This window comes from Pseudomonas costantinii (assembly GCF_001870435.1).
Classification (GTDB): domain Bacteria; phylum Pseudomonadota; class Gammaproteobacteria; order Pseudomonadales; family Pseudomonadaceae; genus Aquipseudomonas; species Aquipseudomonas costantinii.
On the sequence record NZ_MDDR01000009.1, the window covers coordinates 15,194 to 35,586 of the forward strand.

The 20,393-nt window shown below is 59.9% G+C and carries 14 protein-coding genes; 5 read left to right on the forward strand and 9 right to left on the reverse strand.

The genetic code is table 11. The annotated features are described in order from the left end of the window. Positions 1–38: 38 nt before the first annotated feature. Together BFL40_RS34425 and BFL40_RS07110 are read right to left on the reverse strand one after the other, a co-directional pair. Positions 39–2,033: an aminotransferase class I/II-fold pyridoxal phosphate-dependent enzyme gene (locus tag BFL40_RS34425; protein WP_071483284.1), complete on the reverse strand. Its 1,995-nt coding sequence runs from the start codon at positions 2,031–2,033 to the stop codon at positions 39–41. 126 nt (positions 2,034–2,159) lie between these two features. Beyond that, complete coding sequence (locus tag BFL40_RS07110) at positions 2,160–2,939, reverse strand: CDP-diacylglycerol diphosphatase (protein WP_071483285.1); 780 nt, start codon at positions 2,937–2,939, stop codon at positions 2,160–2,162. Between the two features lie 325 nt (positions 2,940–3,264). On the opposite strand from BFL40_RS07110, the gene BFL40_RS07115 reads away from it, so the two are divergent. Next, a complete protein-coding gene (locus BFL40_RS07115) occupies positions 3,265–7,053 on the forward strand; it encodes a DUF8038 domain-containing protein (RefSeq protein ID WP_071483286.1) in 3,789 nt (1,262 codons plus the stop codon). A 46-nt stretch (positions 7,054–7,099) separates the two neighbouring features. Here the strand turns inward: BFL40_RS07115 and BFL40_RS34030 are convergent, their stop codons facing one another. Continuing rightward, entirely contained in the window at positions 7,100–7,237 is a 138-nt protein-coding gene (locus BFL40_RS34030) for a hypothetical protein (protein ID WP_162843022.1), read from the reverse strand. A gap of 467 nt (positions 7,238–7,704) precedes the next feature. Here BFL40_RS34030 and BFL40_RS07120 point away from each other — a divergent pair, with 467 nt between their 5' ends. Next, the gene (locus tag BFL40_RS07120; RefSeq protein ID WP_071483287.1) at positions 7,705–9,114 is read left to right on the forward strand and encodes a circularly permuted type 2 ATP-grasp protein; all 1,410 of its coding nucleotides are present in this window, start codon (positions 7,705–7,707) and stop codon (positions 9,112–9,114) included. A gap of 2 nt (positions 9,115–9,116) precedes the next feature. Continuing rightward, positions 9,117–10,067 (forward strand): alpha-E domain-containing protein, encoded by a 951-nt coding sequence (locus tag BFL40_RS07125; RefSeq protein ID WP_071483288.1) that lies wholly within the window; start codon positions 9,117–9,119, stop codon positions 10,065–10,067. A 37-nt stretch (positions 10,068–10,104) separates the two neighbouring features. On the opposite strand, the gene msrA is transcribed toward BFL40_RS07125, so the two are convergent. From msrA to msrB, 3 genes are all read right to left on the reverse strand, one after another. Beyond that, entirely contained in the window at positions 10,105–10,800 is a 696-nt protein-coding gene (gene msrA / locus BFL40_RS07130) for a peptide-methionine (S)-S-oxide reductase MsrA (protein WP_071483289.1), read from the reverse strand. Positions 10,801–10,871: 71 nt separating this feature from the next. Next, positions 10,872–12,632: a cytochrome c biogenesis protein DipZ gene (locus BFL40_RS07135; RefSeq protein ID WP_071483290.1), complete on the reverse strand. Its 1,761-nt coding sequence runs from the start codon at positions 12,630–12,632 to the stop codon at positions 10,872–10,874. A 35-nt stretch (positions 12,633–12,667) separates the two neighbouring features. Further along, positions 12,668–13,168 (reverse strand): peptide-methionine (R)-S-oxide reductase MsrB, encoded by a 501-nt coding sequence (gene msrB / locus BFL40_RS07140; RefSeq protein ID WP_071483291.1) that lies wholly within the window; start codon positions 13,166–13,168, stop codon positions 12,668–12,670. A gap of 140 nt (positions 13,169–13,308) precedes the next feature. On the opposite strand from msrB, the gene BFL40_RS07145 reads away from it, so the two are divergent. Together BFL40_RS07145 and BFL40_RS07150 are read left to right on the forward strand one after the other, a co-directional pair. After that, on the forward strand, positions 13,309–14,019 hold the full coding sequence (locus tag BFL40_RS07145) for a response regulator transcription factor (protein ID WP_058425926.1): 711 nt from the start codon (positions 13,309–13,311) through the stop codon (positions 14,017–14,019). Next, positions 14,016–15,482, forward strand: a complete 1,467-nt coding sequence (locus BFL40_RS07150; RefSeq protein ID WP_071483292.1) for a sensor histidine kinase — start codon at positions 14,016–14,018, stop codon at positions 15,480–15,482. Before BFL40_RS07145 ends, BFL40_RS07150 begins: the two co-directional genes overlap by 4 nt. On the opposite strand, the gene BFL40_RS07155 is transcribed toward BFL40_RS07150, so the two are convergent. The 3 genes from BFL40_RS07155 to BFL40_RS07165 form a co-directional block, all read right to left on the reverse strand. Then, complete coding sequence (locus tag BFL40_RS07155) at positions 15,445–16,386, reverse strand: alpha/beta fold hydrolase (RefSeq protein ID WP_071483293.1); 942 nt, start codon at positions 16,384–16,386, stop codon at positions 15,445–15,447. The genes BFL40_RS07150 and BFL40_RS07155 overlap by 38 nt on opposite strands. A gap of 80 nt (positions 16,387–16,466) precedes the next feature. Continuing rightward, a complete protein-coding gene (locus BFL40_RS07160) occupies positions 16,467–18,722 on the reverse strand; it encodes an ATP-dependent DNA helicase (protein WP_071483294.1) in 2,256 nt (751 codons plus the stop codon). Then, positions 18,719–20,365 carry a VRR-NUC domain-containing protein gene (locus tag BFL40_RS07165; RefSeq protein WP_071483295.1) on the reverse strand — a complete coding sequence of 549 codons (1,647 nt, stop codon included), beginning with the start codon at positions 20,363–20,365 and terminating at the stop codon, positions 18,719–18,721. Before BFL40_RS07165 ends, BFL40_RS07160 begins: the two co-directional genes overlap by 4 nt. Between the last annotated feature and the right edge of the window lie 28 nt (positions 20,366–20,393).

A 20,393-nucleotide genomic window follows, 5' to 3' on the forward strand; every position in this document is an offset into this window, starting at 1 on the left:
GTTTGCATTTCATGATTTTGCCCCGTCTTATTATGGAATTAGCGAGTTTGATGCGCGTTGACGAACTGCCGGCAACGTTCACTGCGTGGGTCGATAAACACCGAGTCCGGCGAGCCGCTTTCCTCGATCATGCCTTGGTGCAGAAAAGCCACTTTGGACGACACATCCCGCGCGAATGCCATTTCATGGGTAACCAGAATCATGGTGCGGCCTTCCTCGGCCAGGGAGCGGATCACCCGCAGTACTTCGCCCACCAGCTCCGGATCAAGGGCCGAGGTGGGTTCGTCAAACAGCATGACTTTGGGGCGCATGGCCAGCGCACGGGCAATGGCCACACGCTGTTGCTGACCACCGGAGAGAAACGCCGGAAATTCGTTGCGCTTGGAGGCGAGGCCGACACGGTCGAGCAAGGCTTCAGCGCGTTCGATGGCTTCGGCACGGCTTTCGCGCAGCACCTGGATGGGGGCTTCGATCAGGTTTTCCAGCACCGTGCGATGGGGCCACAGGTTGAAGTTCTGGAACACCATGCCCAGGGTCGAACGGATGCGCACCAGTTGCTTGGCGTCGGCCACCAGCGGCGAGCCGGGGCAACCGTAGTTCAACTTGATGCTTTCGCCGTCGACATGGATGCTGCCCTGGTCCGGCACTTCAAGCATGTTGATGCAGCGCAGCAAGGTGCTTTTACCCGAGCCGCTGGCACCGATCAGCGAGATGACTTCACCTTCGTGGGCCGTGAGCGAGATGCCCTTGAGCACCTCGATATTGCCGAAGCGTTTATGCAGGTCGATGACCTCGATCATCTTCTTGGCTTGCGCCGGTTGCACCACTTCAACCTTTGGTGCCGCCGCGATGCGCGGTTCACCGGTGAGCTTGGCGACAAACGCAGCGATACGCCGGCACGCTTCGGCCAAGCGTTCTTCGCCCAGGGTAAAGGACAAGCGCACGAAACCTTGGGCGGGCTCACCAAACGCGGCGGCATCCAGCACCGAGACACCTGCTTCACGGAACAACCGCCAGGCAAAATCCAATGAACTCAAGCCGGTGCCGCGCACATCCATCAGCACAAACATGCCCGCTTGAGGCGCCTGCACCTTGATCCCTGGGCACGCACTAAGGCCGGCCACCACCAAGTCACGTCGACGTCGGTAGATCTCGCGCATGCCCACCGTCACGTCTTCATGGGCCAGCACCGCCGCCGTGGCGGCTTCCATCACGAACCCGGGCAAGCCATAGAGCATGCTCAACACCAGGGTTTCGGCGTGCACGACCATCTCAGGCGCCGCGATGATCCAGCCGATACGCCAGCCGGTCATCGCGTGGGACTTGGACAAGCTGCCGATCACGATGCAGCGCTCGGCCATGCCGGGCAAGGCTGCGAGGCTGTGATATTCGCCGTCGAACACCAGGCTTTCGTAGACTTCGTCCACCACCACCCACAGGTCATGGGCGATGGCCAAATCAGCAATGGCTTGCAGCTCGGGTGGGCTGAGTACAACGCCGGTGGGATTATTCGGGTTGGAGAAAAAAATCGCCCGGGTACGCGGCGTGATCGCGGCGGCGAGTGATGCCGGATCAAGACGAAAACCCGATTCCGGCGAACACGGCACGCGCACCAGCGTCGCCCCACTGGCCTTGAGCGTGGCTTCGTAAGTGACGTACATCGGGTCGAGCACCAGCACTTCATCGCCGGCTTGCAACAAGCACAGGGAACTGACGAACAAGGCATTCTGCGCGCCGGGCACGATGATCACGTTTTCGGCGGCCAGCGGGCGGGCCAGGGTCTGGCTATAACGCGCCGCGATGGCATCGCGTAATGTCGGGCGGCCAGGGATTTCGGTGTAATGGGTATCACCGTCGCGCAAGGCGCTGACGGCGGCATCGGTGATGAAGGACGGCGTGGCGAAATCAGGGTCGCCAACGCTGAGGATAATGATGTCTTCGCCTTGGCTTGCGGCGTGGAACGCGGCGTGGTGGATGTCCCAGGCGGCTACGCCCTGCCCTGCAATTCGTTCAACGAAGGGGGAAAACCGCATGCCAGAGCCTCTCGTTCAAGAAGAAAAAGCGCGAACCCGCTTGTGTGCAAACGGGTGGATGCGGTCAACATAGTTCAAACTGAACAGTCGTTCAATGGGTAAGTTCGAGGCAGTGTCGTTTATCGTCTAAAGAGGTCGTTGTAGGGAGGCTTGCTGTGGGTTCATCAGGTCGCAGTGAGGGTCCTGCAGCTCTTCAGCGGAACCCCGATTGAGCTCGCCCGGTGCCAGGTGCGTGGTCAACAACACAAGGCGGCCATCGGCTCGGGGCGTCATCAGCAGGCCGTACTGGCTCATCGAATCGCCCCGGGCTTGCACGTATTCACGCAGCAATGCGAACGGATCGAGCGCATCGACATCCGCCGCCGGGAGCGTACGGGCGCTGTAGGTGTGCCCCATCAATCGGGTCGGCAGCACACGCCACTGTTCATCGAGGGTAGTGCTCTGCTGATTGAGGGCCGCAAAGACAGCCGGGCGCAGGCAGGCGATATGCACATGCAGCTGGTTCTGCGTGCGGCCGTAGCGCGAGTTGATCGCCACCGAGACGAATTGATCCGGGATCGCCTTGTTCAGCCCATCGGACAACACATTGCGGTGCTGCCAAGCCTGGGCGAAGTAATGCGGTAACAATTGGCTACCGAGGGCCGCTTCTTCGATACCGGTGACCTTGTTTACCGGTATCAACAGGTCATGCACCGGGCCGTTACGGTCCTTGAGCAGTGTGAAACCGTGCTCCAGGTCCACTGCCAGGCACGGGTCGGGTTTGTGCTGCTGTTGCTGGTTCGGCACGCATTGCTGGCTGACGATATGCCACAAGGCGTCGGGGTTGCCCCGCCAATTCCAGGCCCAGACCAACACCAGCCCACAGAGCAAACCACCCACGATCGTGAACACGGTACCGCGCTTCATGCAAAAAGCCTCAAGGTAGGAGATGTCAGTTTTTTTGTCGCTGACATCCCTGTCATCAAGGTTAACGTTTTACGGGGCCATAAACTCCAATCCAGTGGGCTCTTATAGCGTACTGGTCAGGATACGGTCGATATATGTCAGGTCATCGTCGTGCAGGCATTACCCCAGCCGCCAATGCGCGCTGCGGGGCGCAGTTGGCAACGGTTGGTAACGAGTAATCGGTTTTGAGAGGGAATCGTTGCCGGCGGTTTGGGTACGAATGTTTATGTCACGGGTATGAAGCGTTCCCCGGGCGTACTCAGAAAATACCTGATGAGACCTGACCATGCCGACTGTTTCCCAAGCCATCACGCCCTCACACCACATTCCGCTGGCCACCCACACTGAACCAACGCCCGCCCGGCCCAAGCGTGAAGCCCCGGCAATTGAGCCAGACACCCGTAGCCCCCGCAGCCAAGGCGACAGTGAGTTGGCCGGCCTATATGGCCAGGCACTCGCGCGCACCACAGGCGTGCCCAGTCATGACAACACGCTGATGCTCGAGAACATCCCGCCAAACTCGACGTTCGGCCAGTGGTGGTCGCAACTCGGGCGGGCCTTTCAGTCGCCGAACGTTGCCGAGTGGATGCGAGAGTTGGGTATTCATCCCGAGACGATGAAAATCAACCCGATCACGGGGCAAATCAGCTTTGAGTTCCAGCGCTCTATCGGTAAGCCCGGCGTGCACGCGCGCGACCTGAGCGACCCAATGTGGTCAAAGGTCAGCGGGCCTGTCATCGCCGCGGCACGCGTGATTGGCGGGCATACATTCCGCGACTACAAGCCTGCGTTAACCGAAAGCAGCACGACGGCACCGTTATGGCTGGTCGCGCGCTTCTACTTCGCAAACGATTCGTTCGGCACCTCTGACACCCAGCAACGCGCGGCACAATTACAGCAGGATAAAACTTTTCCCGAGCTCGACCCTGCTCATTTTTCGGGGGTTCTCGAGCCGCGTAGCGAGGAAAAACTTGAAGGCCAAAAGGCCATGATCGGCAACATCCGTACCCAGCAGGATGCCGTTCACGCGTTGCGCTTCTTCGCCAATTTTCTGAAGGAAGGTTTGCGCACCGACCATGACATCCTCGATTACCTGAAGACCAGCAAGGTCAATATTGACCCCAGTAGCACCTACCGCAAGACCCATGTCGATAAATGGAACGACATCAGCCTCAAGCAGTTTCTGGAAGACAACGGCCTGGACATTCCCGCTAACCAGGCAGAACTGGACAACTTGGCCAACGCGTTGTCCAGGCCTGCTCCGGTCAGCCCCAAGCATGGTAATTACGGCGGTGCCCTGGATTGGCCCATACCGCTGGACCGGAGCAGCCAGTTGCAATTGCGCGCAGATATTCGCCATGGCACGTTCGGCGACATCGACCTGAAGCCATTCAAGAGCGTGCTGGAGTACTTACTGCAGCATTCGCAGGTCTACCCCGCCCAGGCGCAAAACCCCAGGCTCTTGATCGACACCTTGATTCACTCGCCCAAAGGCAGGGCGTTGGGCGAGGCCATTCAGGCAAAATTCGAAGCGCGCGCAGTCAAAGGCAGTGCCACTGACTGGCTGCTGGCGGCCATGAGTGCCGACCAGAGTGACACGGTGACCGGAACCCCAAGCGTCCTAAAAATCCAGTCTAAAGCCTGGGTCGCGGGCTATCCCATGTCATCGAAAGAGAATCAGGGCAAGCGCGCATCCACCATTGTCGACGAACTGGCCGAGCACCTGATGACGTCAGGCAAGGCCTCCTCGTCCGAGAAAGCCATGATTCAAGCTCACCTGCTGCTGTCCAGCCGGGCACCGGAGTTTCTGGTCAAGGACATCCCGGTGCAAGTTGTACCGGGCACCCATAGTTGGGTCACCTTTGTCACTGCCGTGGCGCGCCTCGAAGCAAAAGCGCCTGGCATCACAGCATTGATGAGTTATGGGCAAGTGATGCTTGAAGCGGATATCGCCCCGATCTCCGCGCAAGAGCGTCAGGTCGAATATGCGGCCCAAACAGAGGCGCTCAGAGACTGGGGGAGTGCCAATGGCATGGGGTTCGCGCTGACCGACACGGCGATAGACGACGTGCGTAAAGCCTACAACGCGCAGATTCAGGCACTGCAAGCCGCCAGTGAAGCGCAAACCACGCTTGTGCCGGACGCCCGGGAAATGGCCCTGGCGGAGTTGAAAAAAATCCTGCCGGAAATGGACCCGGCCCTGTTCGACAAAAAGTGCATCACCGTAGAACCTTCCCACCAAGACTTCCCCGGCCCCTACTCGGTGCTGGACCTGTACATGGATGAACGAAGCTTGATGGGCAGCACACCGGCTGTACAGCCTCGGGTTCTCGGCGTACGTGGTCGATTCAAACCCCGTCCGGAGACCAGCCAGTGGGTCTCGTCATCAGGCGAGGTAAAAATCAATGACGTGCTGAAGACGTTCAAAGACCTTCCGAGCTTGTCGACGTTGTTCGAAAGCGCTTTTTCAGATTATTGCGCGCAGGCGGAAAAAAGCGCGGCCACTCAGGTCAAACACCTGATATCTAAACTGCCTCTGGCAGACCGCGAACGTCTGGAGTTCGGCAAAATCACGGTGGTAAAGGAGTGGAACAACAGTTACTCGGCCTATAGCCGTTTCAAAGAAAGCACGCCGGCATCCCAAGGCAGCAACCTGCTGGTCAAAACCGTACTTGACGGAAAAATCCATACTTATGAGATTGATCTGAAAAACAACAAGATTGTGGAGCGCAAGGACTTGGGCGACTTCCAGCCGGGAGACTATCCAACCGACACTCGAGAACCTTATAAGACCTTGCTCGAAGTGGTTCCTTCGGGAACATATGGCCCCAGTCCGACCGACGAAAAAATCTTGGGACGCGCCCCACCTCGCAGTTTCAGTAGTGCCCGAACGGCCTACATCGCAGACGCGCTGGTGAAGGAAATCAATATCGGGGCGTTAAAAGAGCAAGCTGAAGGGGCGACCACCTTTGATACCGAGGTACCGTTTTACAAAAAAGCCCATGAGTTCATGCTCAACCTGATCCCCTTGAGGTCCGCGATCAAGAACTTCGCAAACGGCAACATCGGCGACGGCATCGTCGACCTGACACTGGATGCCTTCGGTTTTGCAGTAGGCCTGGGGGCTGCTGCGAAAGGTGCCAAAGTCATTCAAAGCGGTGCTTCAGCAGCTGCCAAACTGGCCCAAGGGGCGAAAATCGTAGGACGTGCAGTCATCGGTAGCCTTAACCCATTAAGCGGTATCGATGATCTGGCTCGAGGCGTTTCCAAGGCGGCCCGCAAGACATTCACCGCCACGCGCAATGGCTTCAAGCAACTGCGGGGAACCCTGAGCAAAATTGATCCAATAGCACTGACGAAAACGCCGGGGATCGCCGAGGGCTCGATCAAGTCAGCCAATGCGTTGGATGACATCGGCGTAATAGCCAAGCTTGACGAGGGGACGGGCAATTGGCATGCGCTTGACGCAACGACCCACCAACCCTACGGGCCAGCGCTCAAGGATTTCAAACCCAAAGTGCTGTCCAGTGACGAACTGAGTGACAACCTGAACACACTGTATAAGAAACTGGATAAAGAGCCTCAACTGGATATTTGCTACGCCACTGCATTACGCAGCGCTCAAGCCGACAAGAAAATCACGGAGACCGCCTACAACCGCATCCTTCCCGAATTTGAAGGTGGTGGAACGGAGCGCTATAAACGAATGTTGAACGTTGGGCCGGATACCCTCAAAAGCACCTTCAACACGGCAGACATCACAGAATCGGGCGTCATCACGTTTATCAATAGAGTGGGTTACAACAAGGGCAAAATGTCTCACGTTGTCTACATCCAAAAAACGCCTGATGGCCAGTTGTACCTTTATCACTCCAACTCTTCCTCGCTGGATCATGCACTAGGGGGCACGAAAATCACGCCGGCCACGGCAGGTAACGCCAACGTCTACACACTCGGCCCTGAACAGCAAACAGGGATCCAAGGGTTTATGGACTCGACCACAAGCGGGGGCTACGACATCGTGTTCACACCTTCCAGCGTCCTTGAATCCAACATCAGGAACCTGCCGGCGTAGGCCTGCCCATACCGGCGCAATATGAGCAACGAACCCGCGTGAGGGTTCAGTCTTGTCTCTCGGTATTCTCTGAATCGGCCGCTTTATCCTGGACCTTCAGCGGCACCTGCGCATCATCCATCAGCGACCCCGGGTCTTCATTCCCTGGGTCGTTGAGTTCGTCTTCCTCCCGCTCTTGGGGCATAACCATCTCCTCGCTTAAGCACCAGGGTTGCCCACCAGGGTAATAAACCAGAACACCCTAAATGGCCAAGGTGTGCACATTAAGAATAGCAGTGACTGGCGATAGCCCTTGTGAAGCGTCTCGGGGGTATGCGACGGTCAAGCGTTCTGACGCACCAAATCAGAGCATTCGGTGCAGCACAGCAGCACTGAAAGAGGGAGCGTTGCGCACACAGCGCGAGCAAGCGGCCTCGCCACAGAGGATTGGGTGCTAAAAACAGGTTTCGGCACAAGCATTGCTTAATCCATTCACTACCCCTCTGCCACACCCCGATACAGGAGCATTCGTTACCCCCCGACCCAGAGCCGACCCCATAAGAAAGTAAGGACCAGGCCTGTTGGCACCATCAGCCACGGGCTCATAAAAAATGCGTTTTTTAAAGCGGCAGTGCCACCCCATGCAACCCTGGGCACTGACAAGGTACTGGAATGGCTCGATCTTTCTTTGATGAAATGAATGACGCACACGGTGTATGCCGTGCGCACTATCAGGAATTCTCCCGCTGGCTGGCCAATACGCCGCCGGAACTGCTGGCCCAAAGGCGTCGCGAAGCCGACTTGCTGTTCCACCGCGCCGGGATCACTTTCACCCTCTACGGCGACGAGCAGGACACCGAGCGCCTGATCCCCTTCGACATCATCCCCCGCAGCATCCCCGCCAGTGAATGGAGCGTGATCGAACGTGGCTGCATTCAGCGTGTAAATGCACTGAACATGTTCCTTGCCGACATCTACCACGACCAACGCATCATCAAGGCCGGGATTATTCCGGCGGACCAAGTGCTGGGTAACGAGGGTTACCAAAAGGCAATGGTCGGCCTGGACCTGCACCGCGACATCTACTCGCATATCTCCGGGGTAGACCTGGTGCGCGACGGCGACGGCACTTACTACGTGCTCGAAGACAACCTGCGCACCCCCAGCGGCGTGAGCTACATGCTCGAAGATCGCAAGATGATGATGCGCTTGTTCCCGGAAGTGTTTGCCAAGCAACGCATCGCGCCGGTAGACCACTACCCCAACCTGTTGCTCAAGACCCTGAAAAGCTCCAGCCGCCTGGATAACCCGAATGTGGTGGTGCTGACCCCTGGGCGCTTCAACAGCGCGTTCTTCGAACATGCCTTCCTCGCTCGGGAGATGGGTGTGGAGCTGGTGGAAGGTGCCGACCTGTTCGTGCAGGACCTCAAGGTGTTCATGCGCACCACCGACGGCCCCAAGGCCGTGGACGTGATCTACCGTCGTATCGACGACGCGTTCCTCGATCCGCAGGCGTTCAACCCGGACTCAATGCTCGGTGTGCCAGGCCTGGTCGCCGCTTACTGCGCGGGCAACGTGGTGCTGGCCAACGCCATCGGCACCGGTGTGGCCGACGATAAGTCGATCTACCCCTATGTGCCGGAGATGATCCGCTTCTACCTGGATGAGGAACCGATCCTGCAAAACGTGCCGACCTTCCAATGCCGCAAACCGGATGAGCTGTCCCATGTGCTGGCCCATTTACCGGAGCTGGTGGTCAAGGAAACCCAGGGCTCCGGCGGCTACGGCATGCTGGTCGGCCCGGCATCCAGCGCCGCTGAGATCGAGGACTTCCGCCAACGTATCAAGGCCCGCCCCCACGCGTACATCGCCCAACCCACCCTGAGCCTGTCCACCTGCCCCACCTTTGTCGAGAACGGCATCGCGCCGCGGCATATCGACCTGCGACCGTTCGTGCTGTCGGGCAAGGAAACCCGCCTGGTGCCCGGTGGCCTCACGCGCGTGGCCTTACGTGAGGGCTCGTTGATCGTCAACTCGTCGCAAGGCGGCGGAACCAAGGACACCTGGGTGGTGGAGGGCTGAGTATGTTGAGTAGAACCGCCGCAGATCTGTACTGGATGTCCCGTTACCTGGAGCGCGCCGAGAACCTGGCGCGCATGTTGGAAGTCAGTTATTCGTTGTCCTTGATGCCCCAGGCCGGGCGCAGCGATGGCCTGGATGAACTGGCGATGTCGTTGCTCAGCAGCGGCACCCTGGACAGCTACCTGGAGCGTCACAAACAACTGGATGCCGAGCGCATGCTGCACTTCTTCGCGCTCGACGAAGAAAACCCGGCCAGCATCTACAACTGCTTGCGCGCCGCCAGGGGCAATGCCCATGCCGTACGCGGGCGCATCACCGCCGACATGTGGGAAAACCTCAACGCCACGTGGCTGGAAATGCGCAGCATCGCCGCCGGCGGCCTCGCGCGGCATGGCATCAGCCACTTTTGTGACTGGGTCAAACAGCGTTCGCACCTGTTCCGGGGCGCGACCTCCGGGACCATCATGCGCAATGACGCGTATCGGTTTATTCGCCTGGGCACCTTTGTCGAGCGCGCGGATAACACGCTGCGCCTGCTGGATGCGCGCTACGAGATGTTTGGCGAGGAATCGGAAGAAGTCAGCGACCTGTCGGCACGCGGTTATTACCAGTGGAGCGCCCTGCTCCGCGCGCTGTCGTCATTCGAGGCGTATACCGAGCTGTACCCGAATGCGCTGAATGCACGCTCGGTGTCGGAGTTGCTGTTATTGCGCAGTGACGTGCCGCGTTCGTTGCATGCGTGTATCGAGGAGTTGAGCCATATTCTGGCGGATTTGCCGGGAAGTTATGGCCGAGCGGCGCAGCGGTTGGCCGCGGAATTCGAGGCGCGACTGCGGTATACGGGGATTGATGAAATTCTGGAGGACGGGTTGCATAGCCGTCTCACGGACTATATCGACACGGTGCGGGAGCTTGCGCGGGCGATTCATAGCTCGTACCTGGAGGTTGTCTAAAGATCGTTCCCACGCAGAGCGTGGGGAATGATCGTTTTTATTGGTTTTTTACCAGGACAGGCTCCGCGCGGTATTGATCGGGGAACAGCTTTTTCAATTGCGCCACCTTCGGTAAATCATTGATCACGATGTACGGGTAAGACGGGTTCTCGGTGAGGAAGTCCTGATGGTAGGACTCCGCCGGGTAAAACGCCTTGCCCATCTCCACCTTGGTCACAATCGGCTTGTCGAAAGCTTTGGCCGCGTCCAACTGTGCAATGTAGGCCTGGGCGACTTTTTGTTGCTCGGCATTCTGCGCAAAAATTTCCGAACGGTATTGGGTGCCAGTGTCCGGGCCTTGGCGGTTCAGCTCGGTCGGGTTGTGGGCCACCGAGAAGTAGATCTGCAAGAGTTTGCCGTAGCTGACCTTACTCGGATCGTAGGTCACCGACACGGACTCGGCGTGGCCGGTATCCCCCCCGCTGACGGATTCGTACTGAGCGGTGCTCGCCGCACCGCCGTCGTAGCCGGACACCGCGTTTTTCACCCCTTGCACATGTTGGAACACGCCTTGGACGCCCCAGAAACAGCCACCGGCAAACACAGCGGTTTGCACGTTACCGGACTCGCCCGGCAGGTCGAGTGCGGGGGGTGCGATCATCACGGCCTCCTCGGAGGCGCCGAAGGAAAACGCCGAACTTTGGCCAACGAATGCAGCGAATGCCAGGACCGGTAAATACTTGAGCACTTTCATCAAATTCACTCCAGAACGCGATCAAGTGTGGGAGCTGGCTTGCCTGCTCCCACAGTGATTGGGTTTTCAGTTCAGCCGAAGGTAAAGGCATAGGCCGCCACATGCGGGTCGAGAAACTCGATGGTGAAGGTACGGTCCTGGACCGCACCCGGCTGACGCACCAGTTGATACAAGCGCTGCTCGGTCACCGTGCCGCTGCCATCCGGGGCCACATCGGTGCCGTGGGCATCGCCCGGCACCTGGCCATCAATCGTCACTTTGAAGCGCACCGGCTTGCCATCAGCCCCCGGGCCAAGCACCAGGTGCAGGTCACGGGCGTGGAAGCGATAGACGATGCGCCCGCCAGCCTGGTCGAGGGCGGCTTGTTGCCCGCCGACGTTCCATTGACCTTCCAGGGTCCAGTTGTTCAGGGCCAGGTTGCCGGCCACTGGGTAGTTCACCACCGTGTCGGTGCCCAGGGCGCCGGTGGTGACGAAGTTCTCGGCGCGCTGGAAGCCCAGGTAGGTTTCCGGCGACTGCACTTCGTTCATGTCCGGCGCTTGCTGCACGCCCTTGGCGTCGGCCTCGATCAAGCCACCTGCAACATTTTTAGCCCCAGCTTCACGCAACAACTGCTGGATCACCCGCTCCGACTCGGCGTAGTCGCCCTCGCCAAAGTGGTGATAACGGATCTGGCCCTTGGCATCGGCGAAATAATGCGCCGGCCAGTACTGGTTGTTGAACGCGCGCCAGATCTTGTAGTTGTTGTCGATGGCCACCGGATAGGTGATCCCCAGGTCCTTCATGGCCTTGGTGACATTGTTCACATCCCGCTCGAATGCGAATTCCGGGGCATGCACGCCAATCACCACCAGGCCCTGGTCGTGGTATTTCTCGGCCCAGGCTTTTACGTAGGGCAAGGTGCGCAGGCAGTTGATACAGGAGTAGGTCCAGAAATCCACCAGCACCACTTTGCCTTTCAAGCCTTCGGCAGTCAGTGGCGGGCTGTTGAGCCATTGCACTGCGCCGTCCAGAGGCGGCAACGCACCTTCGATCGGCAGCGTGTCGCTGTGGTTGGCGGCCATCATCATCGCGCCACCAGCCATCATCGCCCCGCCCTTCTGTTCCGGCTTGGCGTTCAGGCGGTCGACCAGGCTTTGCTCCAGGCCACCGGTGGACGCCGTCGACAACCGCGACAACACGCCGGTATCCAGGCCCAGGGCGATGGCGGCTACACCGACCAACATCAGCGCGCCGAGGCCACGGCGCAGCCATTCACCGGCGCCAAGGGAACGCTTCATCAAGCCGAAGACTTTACCGCCGACCAGCAGCGCCAAGGCCAGGGAAGTGGCAGCACCGGCGGCGTAGGCCAGCAAGAGCAAGGTAGTACCGATGCTGGCGCCCTGTAGCGCGGCGCCCGTGAGCACCAGCCCCAGGATCGGCCCGGCGCAGGGTGCCCACAGCAATCCGGTGGCCACGCCAATCAGGAACGAAGCGCCCGGACGCGGTTTGGCATCGGCCCCTGCGGCTTGCGACAGGCGACTGCCGGCGGCTACCAACGGGCGCGTCAGGCGTTCCGACAACTGCGGCAACAGCAGCGTCAATCCGAACAGGGCAACGCACAGCAACGCGAGCCAGCGCCCGTACTGATTGACTTGCACCACCCAACCGCCGCCCACCGCCGCCAGCGAGGCCACCAGGGCGAACGTCACCGCCATCCCCGCTAACAGCGGCAAGCCACTGCGCATAAACGGCTGCCCGGTGCGAGCGAAGACAAAAGGCAGAACAGGCAGGATGCACGGGCTGACAATTGTCAGCACGCCGCCCAGATACGCGAGAACCAGAAGCCACATGGGATCGACCCTTACAAGTAGAAAAAGACATTGGCTTAAGCCGCCGTGAACGTCATGGCTGCGCCGTTCATGCAATAGCGTAGACCGGTGGGTTGCGGGCCATCGTCAAACACGTGCCCTTGATGACCGCCGCACCGGCGGCAGTGGATTTCCTTGCGCACCACGCCATAGGAGGTGTCGGTGTGGCTGGCAACCGCGTTGTCCAGCGGCTGCCAGAAGCTCGGCCAACCGGTGTGGCTGTTGAACTTGGTGGCCGAGGAAAACAGCGGCAATGCGCAACCGGCGCAGGCAAAGGTGCCCGTGCGGTGTTCATCGTTGAGCGCGCTGCTGTAAGGGCGTTCGGTGCCCTCCTCGCGCAGGATGTCGAATTGCTCGGCGCTGAGCAGGCTGCGCCACTCGGCCTCGGTGTGGTTGACCTCGAAGGTTTCGGCGGCTTCTACCTCGGTGATCATGTTGATCTGTTTCAGCAAACCACCGGCCAGGACGGCGACACCCAGGCCGCCACCGGCCAGCAGTATTTGTCGACGTGAGTACATGGCGTTCTCCTCATTGAGCTATGACGCCATCCTGGACCCTGGGCGGTCGCGGAATCCTCACGCAGAGTTAAACAATTCGTGATAACTACACTGTTGCAAAACCCGCACAATGCGCGAACTACAGCGAAGGTTTCTCTTACATGGATCAGCCCAAACGTGTCCTGGTGGTCGAGGACGATGCCCATATTGCCGACTTGATCTGCCTGCACTTGCGCGACGAACAGTTCGAGGTGGTGCACAGCGCCGACGGTAACGAAGGCCTGCGCCTGCTCGAACAAGGCGGCTGGGATGCGTTGATCCTCGACCTGATGTTACCCGGCGTCGACGGCCTGGAAATCTGCCGCCGTGCCCGCGCCATGACGCGCTACACGCCGATCATCATCACCAGCGCCCGCTCCAGCGAGTTACACCGCATCCTCGGTTTGGAACTGGGCGCCGACGACTACCTGGCCAAACCGTTCTCGATGCCGGAGCTGGTGGCGCGGGTCAAGGCGCTGCTGCGCCGGGTTGACGCCATGGCGCGCAACCTGAAGATGGACGCCGGCAGCCTCGACCTCGGCCAGTTGTTCATCAACCCACTGACCCGCGACGCCACCTTGCAAGGCCAGCGCCTGGACCTGACCCCGCGGGAGTTCGATTTGCTGTACTTCTTCGCCCGCCAGCCGGGCAAAGTGTTTTCACGCATGGACCTGCTCAACGCCGTGTGGGGCTACAGCCACGAAGGCTATGAACACACGGTCAATACGCATATCAATCGGTTGCGGGCCAAGGTCGAGGCCGATCCGGCCAACCCGGCGCGCATCCTCACGGTGTGGGGCCGAGGCTACAAGTTTGCCGAGAGCCCGCCATGAAACTGACCCTGACCCAACGCCTGTCAGTGGTGTTCGCCGTATTGCTGGTGATCTGCAGCGGTACCTCTGCGTGGTTACAGGTGCGCTCCAACCGCATGCATGAGCTGGAAGTGGTGCAAGGCCTGTCCCGCGACCTGGCGGCGCATATCGCCCGTGACACCCAACTGATGGACGCCGAAGGCCTCAAGCCCGAAGCCGTGCGCAACCTGTTCAACCAGTTGATGCTGGTTAACCCCAGTGTCGAGGTGTATTTGCTCGATATCGACGGCCGCGTAGTGGGGAATGCCGCACCCAGTGGGCATTTGCTGCGTGATCAGGTCGATCTTGCGCCAGTCCGGCGCTTTCTCAGCGGCGCCATGCTGCCGATTCTCGGCGACGACCCGCGCAGCGTCGACGGGCGCAAAGTGTTCAGCGCCGCACCGCTCAAGGCCAACGGTCAGCAAACCGGCTATTTGTACGTGGTGCTGCTGGGCGAAGCACATGATGTATACGACGCCAAAGACGCGACAGGCATGGCGCTGAAAATCGCCTTATGGTCCATCGGTCTGGTCGCGGCGTTATGCCTGATGGCCGGTTTGATCGCATTTGCCTGGATCACCCGCCCCCTGCGCCAATTGACCGACAAGGTCGGCCAGTTCGATATCAACGGTGCGCCTAAACCTGCGCAAGCCCACACGCCAGAGCTCGACAGCGGTGATGAAATCGCCGTACTCGACCACGCCTTTGTACAGATGGAAAACCGCCTGGGTGAACAATTACGCGCCCTCACCCATCAAGACCAGGAACGTCGGGAAATGGTCGCGAATATTTCCCACGACCTGCGCACACCGCTGGCGTCGCTGCATGGGTACCTGGAAACCCTGTCCCTCAAGGACGCCAGCCTGAGCCCCGAAGAGCGCCGCCGTTACCTCGGTATCGCCTTGGACCAAAGCCGTAAGGTCGGCGGCCTGGCCCAATCGTTGCTGGAACTGGTGCGCCTGGAGCACGGCTTTGTGCAGCCGGTGATCGAAGGTTTTTCATTGCCCGACCTGGTGCAGGACATCTTCCAGAAATTCGAACTGACCGCCGAAGCCCGCACCATCACCCTCACCGCAACCCTGCCGCCGCAGGTGCCGACGGTGTTGGCCGACCTGGGCTTGATCGAACGGGTGCTGACCAACCTGCTGGACAACGCCCTGCGCCATACGCCGGTGAACGGCGAAGTCGAGGTGATCCTGTCACCCGAAGCGGGTGGCGTGCTTGTGACGGTCAGCGACAGCGGCCCCGGCATCGATGCGCAGCTGCGCGAAGGGTTGTTCCTGCGCGCCTTCACCATTGGCGGCGCACGCCGCGATGGCGGCCTGGGCCTGCGCATCGTGCACCGCATCCTGCAATTGCACGGGCGCAGTATCCAACTGGTGGAGCGCCCCGGCCATGGCGCGACCTTTACGTTCTCCCTAGAAACGCGAGCATCAGCGCGTTGACCTGCGGCCCTTGCTCGTTCTGAATCCAGTGACCGCAGTTGGCCAATACATGCTGCTCCAACTGAGGCACTGAATCGGGCATGCGCTTGGTGGTGTGGGCCTCAAACACGCCCACAGGGTCGCGGTCGCCGATCAGGAACAACGTGGGTTGCAACACCTGTTTGCCGGCCAGGAACTCGGTGCGCTGCCAATTGCGGTCGAAGTTGCGATACCAGTTCAGCGGGCCGCGAAAACCGTGGTTGGCAAACGTCTGCACATACACATCCAGGTCCTCCTGGCGGCACCAATCCGGCAGCACGCCAGGGGCTGAAACACCTTCAAGCAAGGTGGCGCTGGCGGGCTTTTTTTGCAGAAACACGTCCTGATCCTGCATGAACAACCGCAGCGTACGCTCGATATCAGCGTTCAATTCCTGCTCGGCCACACCGGGTTCCTGAAAATACAGGATGTAATTGAAGCGGTCGGCATACAGCTCACGCATGATTTCAATGACCGGACGACGGGCGCGCCCGGCGAAAGGCACCGACATTGTGATCAACCGGCTGACCCGATCGGGCTCCAGCAAGGCGAGGTGCCAGGCCACAACGGCGCCCCAATCATGCCCCACCATCACGACCTGCTCCTGGTCGAAGTAGTCCATGGCCTGCTGGATATCCGCGCACAGTGTCAGCAGATCGTAATCGGCTATCTCGGCAGGCGAGCTTGTTTGGCCGTAGCCGCGCATTTCGGGGGCGAAGACCCGATAACCCTGTGCGACCAGCGCAGGGATCTGCTCGCGCCAGGAGTGCCAACACTCAGGAAAACCATGCAGCAACCAAATGGGCTGGCCGTGTTCGGGGCCGGCGATATGGATGTTTAACTCAATGCCGTTGACGGCGATGTTTTGCTCGGTCAGGGGGCTCATGGGCGTGGCCTTTCTGAAGGTTTTGAGCAGCGTGCAGGATTGTTTGTGTCGCAACCAGCATCATTGATAGCAGGAATGACTCAATCTACCGCCCACCATCGCGGCAGCAACTGCCGCACCCGCGCCTCGCCAAATCGGTCATCAATCAACATCACGACCCCCTCGTCCTGTTGACTGCGGATCACCCTTCCCGCCGCTTGCACCACTTTCTGGATACCCGGGTAGAGATAGGTGTAGTCATAGCCGGACCCGAAGATAGAGCCCATGCGCGCTTTCATTTGTTCGTTGATCGGGTTCAGTTGCGGCAACCCCAGGGTGGCGATAAACGCCCCGATCAACCGCGCTCCCGGCAAATCGATGCCTTCTCCAAACGCACCGCCGAGCACAGCAAACCCGATGCCCTGGCTGTGCGGGGTGAACTGATCCAAAAACCCTTGGCGCTCAGCTTCGGCCATCCCGCGTGATTGCAACCACAGCGAGATTTGCGGGTGCCGCTCGGCCATCAACTGCGCCACTTGTTGCAGATAATCGAAGCTGCTGAAGAACGCCAGGTAGTTGCCGGGCTGTTGCGTAAATTGCCGGGCAATCAATTCGACTATCGGCTCCAGCGAGGCTTGGCGATGCACGAAGCGCGTAGAGATTTCATCGACGATGTGCACCTGCAATTGCTCGGCCTTGAACGGCGACTCCACATCAACCCACGCGGTATCCGCTGGCAGGCCCAGTAAGTCGGCGTAATAGTGCCGTGGGCTCAAGGTCGCGGAAAACAGCACGCTGCTGCGGGCCGCGGTCAGCCGGGGCCGGATGAATTCGGCGGGCACCACATTACGCAGGCACAGGGTTGAAACACTGCGCTTGGCGCCGAACGGCCGCTTGCTGATATCGAAAATGAAGTGCTCGTTGAACAGCTCAGCCACCTTGGCAAATTGCAGCGCCTCGAAATAGAACGCTTGCAGGTCGCCGGTGAGGGATTCGGGGTGGTCGTTGAAGTAGTCGCCCATGGCACTGGCGCAGAGGCTCAAGGCCTGGAGCAATTTGTCGGGTTTGATGGCATAGGCTTGATAGGGCGCGAGTTGATCCTTGTGCAGGGCATTCCATTCGCGGTTAAGGCGTTGCAAGGGCTTCTTCAGCGGCTCGGGCGCAGCGTCGCGCACGGTCTTGAGGCTGTATTGATCGAGGCTGGCGCTGTACATCGAACGGGCGCGCTCAACCAGGTTGTGTGCTTCGTCCACCAGCACCGTCGCGCGCCATTGATTGAGCTGGGCCAGGCCAAACAGCATGGCGCCAAAGTCAAAATAGTAGTTGTAGTCAGCGACCACCAGGTCGGTCCAGCGTGCCATTTCCTGGCTCAGGTAATACGGGCAGACAGCATGGGCCAGCGCCACATCGCGCAAACTGCGCTGGTCCAGCAAACGCACGTTGGACGCAGCAGCGCGTGCAGCGGGCAGGCGATCGTAAAACCCTTTGGCCAAGGGGCATGAGTCGCCGTGGCAGGCTTTATCCAAGTGTTCGCACGCCTTGTCCCGCGCCACCAGTTCGAGCACCCGCAACGGCAAGTCCGGGCTGCTGTCGTAGAGCACCTGGGCGGCGTCGAGGGCCAGCTTGCGGCCGGGGGTCTTGGCGGTGAGGAAGAACACCTTGTCCAGTTGCTGGGGTGCCAGGGCTTTGAGCATTGGGAAAATCGTACCGACGGTTTTGCCGATGCCGGTGGGTGCCTGGGCCATCAGGCAACGTCCGGTGCTGACGGCCTTGTAGACTGACTCGGCCAACGAGCGCTGGCCAGGGCGAAACGCGGCATGGGGAAACGCCAGGGTTTGCGCGGCGCTGTTACGTGCTTCGCGGTGCTGCATTTCCCGCTGCGCCCAACCGAGGAACAGCGCACATTGCTGGTTGAAGAACGACTCCAGCTCTGGCGCCTGAAAGCGCTGGCTCAGCAGGGTTTCCCCCTCGCCGACAATGTCGAAATACACCAGCGCCAGGTCGATCTCGCCAAGACCGAGCTTGCGGCACATCAGCCAGCCGTAGACCTTGGCCTGAGCCCAATGCAGTTGCCGGTGATTGGCGGGCTGAGCGTCCAGGTCGCCGCGATAGGTCTTCACCTCTTCGAGGCGATTACGCTCGGGATCGTAACCGTCTGCCCTGCCCCGCACCTTGAGTTGCTGGTATTCGCCTTCCAGGGCCACTTCGTTCTGGTAATGCGCACTGCGCCGGGAGGCGACGGTGCGATGACCGACGATGCCTTCCTGGGCGCTGGGTGACGGGGTAAAGCGCAGGTCCAGGTCACCGACCTTGGCTGTGAACTCACACAGCGCCCGCACCGCTACGCTATAGCTCAAGCGGGCTGCGTCCAGCGTACATAGCAGACCGTGACCGGCATCTGGTGCTTCGCACAGAATTCCAGCCAGCGCAGCTGGTTGTCTTGCAGGCGGTCGCCGGGGCCTTTGACCTCGATCATGCGATAGGTCTTTTGCGCGGGCCAGAACTGGATCAGGTCCGGCATGCCGGCGCGGTTGGCGCGAATATCCAGCAGCAGCCGTTCAAACCAGTGGCGCAAGTGTTCGGCGGGCAAGCAGACCAGTGCTTGCTCGAGCAGGTCTTCACTGAGCAGGTTCCAGAACACAAAGGGCGACTGAATACCCCACTTGTCCACGTAACGTTGGCGAATGGTGGTTTTGTAGCGCTCATCCAGCAGTTGCTCGAAACATGCGTCGAACAACGTTGCGCGACGCGGGTGAAAATCCTCGCTGTGCAGGTCCACCGGCCCGCGCTGGAACGGGTGGAAAAACGAGCCGGGCAGCGGCGCGAAAATCGCGTCCCAGCACAACAGTCCGAATAAGGAGTTGATCAGGCCATTCTCGACGTAATGCACCGGCGCATCAGCCTCATTCAAATGGGCCTGCACGCAATACTCCACCGACATCAGCGGCTCCGAAATGGCCAGTTCCAGGTCCAGGCGCGTGACCTCCCCAAGCTTGGCCTTGGGCAAAGCAGGTTCGCCCAACTTGCGACGCAGGCGGGGTAACACGCGCAGCAGATGTTGTTGTTCGGCGGCGCTTTCCGGTGCCTGTTGCGCCATGCAGGCCAGGGCCATGGCCTGGGCATATTCCTCCTGGCGCTCCAGTACGCGAATCAGCCGTGAACGCGCGCCGGGATAGGCGCAATGACGGTAGATCTGCTGCGCCAGGTTCAATTCAGCACTGCGTTCGCAGTATTGGCCGATCTGGAACAACAGCTTCGCGCGGCGTTTTTCCAGCCAGGGGTTGTCGGTGCAGAACGTGGCGATTTGCGCCAACACGCCCTCCAGCGCTTCCCCCGCTTCAAACGCCTGCTGACAGTGGTGCAGGAACAGAAAGCCGTGCACATCGTCGCGGTTGCGCAGGCCACGGGACTCGGCGCAGAACTCCACCTTTTCGTAGGTGTAGATCCCCAGGTCCGCCAGCACGAACTCCGACCAATCCTGGTGCAGATTGCCGAAGAACATCAGGCGCAGGCGATCGCACAAGTCCATCACGGTGAGGCTGTAGAGCGTATCGCTTATATCCGGGCACCACTGGGCAAAGCTGCGGTGTTCAGTGAACTGCAGCGTCAGCGGCTCCAGCCAGTCGGCCTTCTTGCCCTTGGGCTGATCAATCCAGGGGTGGAAGGCCTCGAGCAGTTCGCCCTTTTGCAGCAGTGCGAACAGCTCGTCAAAGGCCAGAGAGCCTTGTTCATCGACCCAACCTTGCGCCACCAGCGCCTGCGCCGCCGTGTGGGTGCAACCAATCTCGAGGTAATTGAGTTTGCTCGCGCGAAAGTGCATGCCCTTGCGCATCACCATCCGCACCAATAACGCCTGGGACGCCTGCGGCAACCTGTCGAATTGCTGAATAAAATGCGCTTCGTCCGGGTCGAGTAAATCGGCATAGCGCTGCCCCAGCCAAAGCAGCACTTGGCGGAAGTTATGCAGGTAATACAAGGGGTCGTCGAGGGGATTGGCCATTTCGCGCGCTGAATAAATACTGGTTATG